A 7,353-nucleotide genomic window follows, 5' to 3' on the forward strand; every position below is an offset into this window, starting at 1 on the left:
ATCAGACCCGGATCAGTGCAGCAACATGCGGATGAAATCGGTCAGCCGGTCCGTGTGATACAGGACGGTGAACAGGCCGGTGACGGCCAGCGCCTGCGACACCAGCCGCAGATCGGCCCCCCTGCCACCGTTCATGATGGCGACAAAGATCGCGACCGGCCAGCTGAAGATCGCCAGCGCGCCGGTCAGCAGCCAGCCCGCGCTGGAAATCCGGCGTTCCTCGGGCGCGGTTGCGGCCATCGTGATCTTGTATTGCGACAGGCGGTCGGTGACCTTGGGGCGGTCATCGTCGTCGCGGGTGTTGGACTGGGCAAAGAGGCGGCCGCGAATGCCCTGTGCCACGTGATCGTTCGCCTCGTAATCCGACAGCAGGTCCTGCGTGACGGTGGCGTCCTCGGTGGCAGGCTTGGACGGGCGGGCCCGGCGCGGCGAGACATAGCTGCGCAGGCGGATGAAGTCATCGCGATCCAGCAGCACGTCAGGCGCGTACCATTCGAGGATATCCGCCGAGGAATGGTCGAGGCAGCGCAGCACCGTTTCGGACAGCAGGGCCGAGGCAGCATCGTCCATATCCTCGCCCGGCAGCTCGCCATCGCGGGTGATGATCTCGATCAGGACGCGCGGGCCGTAATCGCTGTCCTCTTCGGAAATCACCTGGACCCCGAGCGTGGCGCCGAAAACGGCATGCGAGCCGCGCGTCACGCCCTGTCCACCGTCCCGATCCAGCCGGGCGAGCACGGCAGCGGCTGTATCGAGATACGGGGTGGGGTCCAGATCCTGGGTGTCCGGCAAAATCAGGCCGGCATACGGGTAATCAACACGGTTCATCTCAATATCCTCCGGCCGAACGCCTGCTTTGAGGATCATGTATGCCGGTCGATCTTGGTTACATTCTGGCAAAATAGCGTAAATTTGGGTGAATCTTTCGCTGGCCCGGCCTTATTGGTTAACTTTAGGTAAACAAACGGGGCCGCGCGGGCCCCGTGAGTAAAAAGTTCATATTTGGTAACGTTTTACCGGCCGATCCTTTCGGCGACGAACGCGATGGCACGCTGGTAGTTGCCGCTGTCATTCCACGCCGACAGGACACGGAAATTGGCGGTTCCCTCGCCAAAGGGCTGGCCCGGACGCCAGCCGTTCTTGCGCAGCATGTTGGCGGCGGAGGCCATCGAGTCGGCGAGGTTGTAGGGGTCGGCGCGACCATCCCCGTTGGCGTCGATGCCATATTCCGTCCAGCGGATCGGAATGAATTGGAAATGACCGAACTCGCCGGTGGGCCCGCCCTTCATGCTTGTGTCGAGCCCGCCGCGATCCACCAATTTCAGGGCGGCGATCGCATTGGGTCGAAACTGCTGATGGCGGCGGCAATGCGAGGACAAGGTGATCGCCCCGCTGAGGACAGGTTCGCGCCCGAGATAGTTGCCAAAGCTGGACTCGAGGCCCCACAGCACCACGAGCAACTCGGAGGGCACGCCGAAATTCTGCTCGACGGCGGTGAAAAGGCGTTGGTTTGCCTGAATTTTCCCGCGGGCCAGCGCGACGAAACGGTCGACCGACACTTGGGTCTTGCCCTCGATCAGCTTCGCGGGCGACGTCGCACCGACACCCTGCCCGGAGGGGCTGGCCGCGAAGCGCCACGTCCGATCCGAGAGGGGCAGGTTGGCGAGCGCCGACAGACCACGCTGGCCCACGCCGGCGGCCTTGGCTTCGGCGGCGAGGGATTGTTTGTACGCGGACCATTCGCCTTTGCTGGTGATGCACTGCGCGGCGAGGGCAGGGGTTGCGGTCAACAGGCTCAAGCCAAGGGCGATCAGGGTACGGCGCATGGGGACACTCCGGAATATTGCGGGCCTTCCAAAGGGTAGCCTTGATGCCGCATCAGTCAAAGGGGGAAAACCGTGCCTTGCAGCGTCCCTGAGCGCACGGGGCTGTGGGTGGGCAGCGGCACTTCACGCACGAAAGGCGGGGTTTCGCGCATGATCTGGGTGGGATCAGCGAAAGAACGTCGATCCAGAGCGGCCTACCTGTCGAGGATGGTCATCTGTTTGGCGTGTTCGTTTTCGAATTTGGCCACCGCCTCGGGCCCGGGGATGCCGCCCAAAGCCTTGCTTTGCAGCACCGGCAATTCAAGCTGGCCCTCGGGGGTCTGATAATCGGCGACGTCCTCGTCCCAGATCAGTCAGGCTTCGCCACGCGCCAACAGCATCATGATCTGCGCGTTCGACTCGATCGTTTCGGGTGCAAGGCCGCGTTTCGCAGCTTACGGCAGGGCGGTGTTCAATGCGGTCTGCATCGACTGCGTCAGCACGATGTAGCCGACAGCCAGAACGGATGGCAAAAGAAGCGTTGCAGCCAGCCCCAGAACGATGAGCTTGCCGGGTTGGGGCGGGGCGTCGCGGGCCGGGGCTCATGCGCCGCGCTTCCCGCTTGGGGCGAAGCGTGCGTCTCGTCCGTGGCGTTCAATCGCGCAAGTCGGTCTTTGAAACTGTCACTCATCGCAATGCCTCTTTGTGGCTCATCGGGGAGACGGCCAATCGGCACAACGCCTGCGGTCTGGGGGTTCATGTCAGACACGTTTGGCGACGACCGGACGCAAAGCAGACAAATCGAGGGCAATTGGCGTCAAACGGAAAGCGGGGCGCCCGAAAGGACGCCCCGCCATGATGCAAATCCCTGTGGGGATCAGCAGCTGTAATACATCGCGAATTCCACCGGGTGCGGGGTGGTTTCGTACTCTTCGATCTCTTCCATCTTGAGCGCGATATAGCCTTCGATCTGGCTTTTGGTGAACACGTCACCGGCCAGCAGGAAGTCCATGTCTTTCTGCAGCTCTTCCATGGCTTCGCGCAAGCTGCCACAGACGGTCGGGATCTCGGCCAGCTCTTCGGCGGGCAGATCGTACAGGTTCTTGTCCATGGCTTCGCCCGGATCGATCTTGTTCTTGATGCCGTCGAGGCCGGCCATCAGAAGCGCCGAGAAGCACAGGTAGGGGTTCGCCGCCGGGTCGGGGAAGCGAGCCTCGACGCGCTTTGCCTTGGGCGATTCGGTCCACGGAATACGGACGCAGCCCGAGCGGTTGCGTGCGGAATAGGCGCGCAGAACGGGGGCCTCGAAGCCCGGAACCAGACGCTTGTAGCTGTTGGTCGACGGGTTGGTGAACGCGTTCAGCGCCTTTGCGTGCTTCAGGATGCCGCCGATGAAATACAGCGCTTCCTGGGACAGGTCGGCGTATTTGTCGCCTGCGAACAGCGGCTTGCCGTCTTTCCAGATCGACATGTTCACGTGCATGCCCGAGCCGTTGTCACCCTTGATCGGCTTCGGCATGAAGGTTGCCGAGCGGCCATAGGACTGCGCCACGTTGTGGATGACGTACTTGTATTTCTGCAGCTCGTCGGCCTGCGTGGTCAGCGTCCCGAAGATCAGGCCCAGCTCGTGCTGGCTGGTCGCCACTTCGTGGTGGTGCTTGTCGACCTTCATGCCCAGACGCTTCATCGTGGACAGCATTTCCGAACGGATGTCCTGACCGTCGTCACGCGGGTTGACCGGGAAATAGCCACCCTTGTAGCCGGGGCGGTGGCCCAGGTTGCCCATCTCGAATTCCGCATCGGTGTTCCATGCGGCGTGATCGGCGTCGACCTCTGCCGAGATCTTGTTCGGTGCGACCGAAATCTTGACGTCGTCGAAGAGGAAGAATTCGGCCTCGGGGCCGAAATAGGACACGTCACCGATGCCGGACGAGATCAGGTAGGCTTCGGCCTTCTGCGCGGTGCCGCGCGGGTCGCGGTCATAGGCTTCGCCGGTGTCGGGCTCGACGATCGAGCAATGGATGCAGAGGGTCTTCTCGGCATAGAAGGGGTCGATATAGGCGCTGTCGACATCGGGCATCAGCTTCATGTCGGAGGCTTCGATGGACTTCCAGCCGGCGATGGAGGAACCGTCGAACATGAAGCCCTCTTCGAGGAAGTCTTCGTCGACAAGGTCGGCCATCACGGTCACGTGCTGAAGCGCGCCACGCGGATCAGTGAAACGGATATCGACATATTCGATGCCTTCGTCCGCGATGGTCTTGAGAACCGGATTGGTCATATTCTCATGTCCCTTTCTGTCAGATATTTGGGAGTTCGTGCACGAAACCGGGGTTTCGTGGGTGTTTCATGTCTTAAAGCGCGTCCGAGCCGGATTCGCCGGTGCGGATGCGGATAGCCTGTTCGATGGGCGAAACAAAGATCTTGCCATCGCCGATCTTGTCGGTCTTCGCGGCCCCGATGATCGCCTCGATCGCGCCGTCGACTTGGTCGTCGTCCAGCACGATCTCGATCTTCACCTTGGGCAGGAAGTCCACGACATATTCGGCCCCGCGATACAGTTCGGTATGGCCCTTCTGACGGCCAAAGCCTTTCACTTCGACCACGGAAAGGCCCTGGATCCCTGCGTCCTGTAACGCTTCTTTCACTTCATCAAGTTTGAATGGCTTGATGATGGCCTCGATCTTTTTCATGAGCCTCCGCCCTCCTGGTCGAAATTCGTCGGAACAGGGCAGATCACTTCTCAGGGGCGTCCACAATCGGATAGGGTTTTTCGGGGCGGTTGCGCTGTGCTGAAAAAAATGGCGTGATTAAAAAATGTGCAAAACGCCCTGAAAGTGGGCGAAATTGAATCGCAGGGTGGAATGACTGAGGTTTTGACAGCGGCGCAGATGCGCGCCATCGAACAGGCCGCCATCGACAGCGGGGCCGTGACGGGGCTGGAGCTGATGGAGCGCGCGGGGCAGGGCGTCGTCGAGGCGATCGTCGAGGAATGGCCCGACCTGTCCGGGCGCGCCGTGGTCATGTGTGGGCCGGGCAACAATGGTGGTGACGGGTTCGTGGTGGCGCGGCTGCTGAAGGCGCGTGGCTGGGAGGTCGAGGTTTTCCTGCTCGGCAATGCGGACAAGCTGCCCCCCGATGCAGCGGAAAACCATCGCCGCTGGGCGGAACGCGGGGCCGTCACGCCGCTGGAGGACGAGACCTTCGATGGTTGGCTATGCGATCATCCCGGCACCAACCTTGTCATCGATGCGCTCTTCGGAACCGGACTGACCCGTCCGTTGCAGGGCCTGTCGCACGTCGAAATGGACGTGAACACTGCGCAGGCCAGCCCCGACCGTAAGGTCGTGGCCGTCGATGTGCCCAGCGGTCTGAACGCGGATACGGGTGAGTTTCCCGGGCTCGGCGGCGTCAACCCCATGGATCAGGCGATTGTCGCAAACCTGACGGTGACCTTTCACAGCAAGAAGCCGGGACATCTGCTGTCGGACGGGCCAGCGGCCTGCGGGAAGGTGGTGGTCAAGGGCATTGGTCTAAGCAGCGTGCGCGATCGCGGCAGTCTGTCCCACAAGGCCCTTGCCGCGCTTCATGCGCCGTCGGAGCCGGGGGGGCAACTCGGTCGCCATGTCGTTTCGGAACTGACGCGGGATGAACTGTCTGCTTCCCTCACCAAGCAGGTGCAGGGGCACAAATACAGCCACGGCCATGCGCTCGTCCTGTCCGGCCCGCCGGGCAAGGGCGGCGCGGCGCGGCTGGCGGCGCGGGCGGCGCTGCGGATCGGGGCGGGGCTGGTGACGGTCGGCTGCCCGATGCGGGCGGTGGCGGAACACGCGCATCATCTGAACGCGATCATGGTGCACGGGCTGGACGGCACGCATGGGCTGGCCGAGATGCTGGAGGATACGCGCATCAAGGCACTCTGCCTTGGTCCGGGTCTGGGGCTGGGCGGCGCAACGGGAGAGTTGGTCAAACATGCGCTTGCGGCGGAGCGGGCGACCGTGCTCGATGCGGATGCGTTGACGCGTTTTCAACGCCAGCCTCAGGCGTTGTTCGACATGCTGCACAAGGAGTGTGTGCTGACCCCGCATGGCGGCGAATTCGCGCGCCTCTTCCCGGATCTGGCAGACCGGTTGAAGCAGGATGCGCTTTACTCCAAGGTCGATGCGACGCGCGAGGCGGCAGCCCGGGCGGGATGCGTCGTGCTGTTCAAAGGGCCGGACACGGTGATTGCGGCGCCGGACGGGCGCTGTTCGATCAACGCAGCGATCCATGACCGCGCGGCCCCGTGGCTCGCCACGGCGGGGTCGGGCGACGTCCTTGCCGGGATGGTTTGCGGACTGCTCGCCCGTGGCTTCGACGCGATGACGGCGGCAGAAAATGCAGCATGGCTGCATGTGGAATGCGCGCTTTCCTTCGGGCCGGGCCTGATCGCCGAGGATCTGCCGGAAGAATTGCCCAAGGTTCTGCGCCGGCTGCCCTAGACGGCGGGGCCAAACCCGGCCCTGCGCCCGGTCAGATCACGCGTCTTGGCCAACCTTGGCGGTGGACGCCACTTCGAGCCCATCGGCATAGAGGATATGCGGCGTGTCGAAGACCAGTTCGATGGTGTCGACTTCGAGCATCCCGAGATCGCGCACGAATTCGCCATCGACCAGCCGCCCCATCGGCACAAGGGCTTGGCTGGCGCCGAACAGCGCCCCCGCCCGCCAGTCGCGAACCAGCATTTCCTGCGATGCGGGAAAGACCGCATCGCGGTCCGGGCGGGTATTGCCGAGCGAGCCGGCCCTGACCCCGATGCAGGCAACGTGGCGACGGCGACGCTGCACACGGCGCACGATCGCCATGCCGCTATCGCGGGTGATCACCCGGTCACCCGCGTCGATGAATTCCACCGGCAGCGCCCCATCCAGTGTCAGCACGACGGTGCCAGCGATCAGAGCATTGGCCGCGGAATCGGGCGCAACATGACGTGCGGGGGCTAGAGCCCCATTAGCACGCCGGACCGTTTTCGGTTCCATAGGCGTTCTTCCTGTACTGTTCTGCCTCAGTTTTCCTGCACAATATGGCAAGACCCGGTTTATGTCGCGTCCTTTTTGCGGATTGAATAGACGCAATTTTCCGATGATTTTTCGCTCGCCAGCCTTGTCGGGCTTTGCTAGACAGCGTCTCGCCGGGGGCACCCGGCCCGTGCGGGTGTGGCGAAATTGGTAGACGCACCAGATTTAGGTTCTGGCGCCGCAAGGCGTGGGGGTTCAAGTCCCTCCACCCGCACCACGATACCCTCCAGTTGATCGGAATTGAGCTTTAAACCCTTGCAAAACAGGGGTTTTGAGGTGTTCTCGGAATGTTCTGGATTGCCCTGAAACGCATTTTTTTCACTTCTGGCCCCATATCGGCCCCACGCGCGGCCCCACGGCGCAGCATGGGTTCAGGTTGATTTTCTTGGGGGAATCGGATGGCGAGCATCGAGAAGTGGACCTGTCTCGTTTTCGTGCCGCCCCAGGTGCTCGTTTAGGCCACTTTTCTCTCGAAAGCGACGGGGCTTTTC

General features: G+C 62.5%; 6 protein-coding genes and 1 tRNA gene. 2 read left to right on the forward strand and 5 right to left on the reverse strand.

All coding sequences use genetic code 11. The features are described 5' to 3' along the window. Positions 1 to 12: 12 nt before the first annotated feature. The 4 genes from D8Z78_RS18685 to D8Z78_RS18700 all read right to left on the reverse strand — a co-directional run bounded on the left by D8Z78_RS18685 (position 13) and on the right by D8Z78_RS18700 (position 4,498). Positions 13 to 828, reverse strand: coding sequence for a hypothetical protein (locus tag D8Z78_RS18685; RefSeq protein ID WP_121634631.1), 816 nt, complete (start codon positions 826 to 828; stop codon positions 13 to 15). A gap of 185 nt (positions 829 to 1,013) precedes the next feature. Next, positions 1,014 to 1,826: a lytic murein transglycosylase gene (locus D8Z78_RS18690; protein WP_121634632.1), complete on the reverse strand. Its 813-nt coding sequence runs from the start codon at positions 1,824 to 1,826 to the stop codon at positions 1,014 to 1,016. 856 nt (positions 1,827 to 2,682) lie between these two features. Beyond that, positions 2,683 to 4,086: a type I glutamate--ammonia ligase gene (glnA, locus tag D8Z78_RS18695; protein WP_121634634.1), complete on the reverse strand. Its 1,404-nt coding sequence runs from the start codon at positions 4,084 to 4,086 to the stop codon at positions 2,683 to 2,685. A 73-nt stretch (positions 4,087 to 4,159) separates the two neighbouring features. Next, positions 4,160 to 4,498 carry a P-II family nitrogen regulator gene (locus D8Z78_RS18700; protein ID WP_121634636.1) on the reverse strand — a complete coding sequence of 113 codons (339 nt, stop codon included), beginning with the start codon at positions 4,496 to 4,498 and terminating at the stop codon, positions 4,160 to 4,162. Between the two features lie 171 nt (positions 4,499 to 4,669). Between D8Z78_RS18700 and D8Z78_RS18705 the strand changes: the two genes are divergently transcribed. Beyond that, positions 4,670 to 6,286 carry an NAD(P)H-hydrate dehydratase gene (locus D8Z78_RS18705; RefSeq protein ID WP_121634637.1) on the forward strand — a complete coding sequence of 539 codons (1,617 nt, stop codon included), beginning with the start codon at positions 4,670 to 4,672 and terminating at the stop codon, positions 6,284 to 6,286. A 36-nt stretch (positions 6,287 to 6,322) separates the two neighbouring features. On the opposite strand, the gene D8Z78_RS18710 is transcribed toward D8Z78_RS18705, so the two are convergent. Next, positions 6,323 to 6,823, reverse strand: a complete 501-nt coding sequence (locus D8Z78_RS18710; protein WP_121634639.1) for a Hint domain-containing protein — start codon at positions 6,821 to 6,823, stop codon at positions 6,323 to 6,325. Between the two features lie 171 nt (positions 6,824 to 6,994). Between D8Z78_RS18710 and D8Z78_RS18715 the strand changes: the two genes are divergently transcribed. Further along, positions 6,995 to 7,079 (forward strand) — tRNA-Leu (locus tag D8Z78_RS18715). Positions 7,080 to 7,353: the final 274 nt, after the last annotated feature.

The organism is Tropicibacter alexandrii, from assembly GCF_003667315.2.
Taxonomy (GTDB): Bacteria; Pseudomonadota; Alphaproteobacteria; order Rhodobacterales; family Rhodobacteraceae; genus Tropicibacter; species Tropicibacter alexandrii.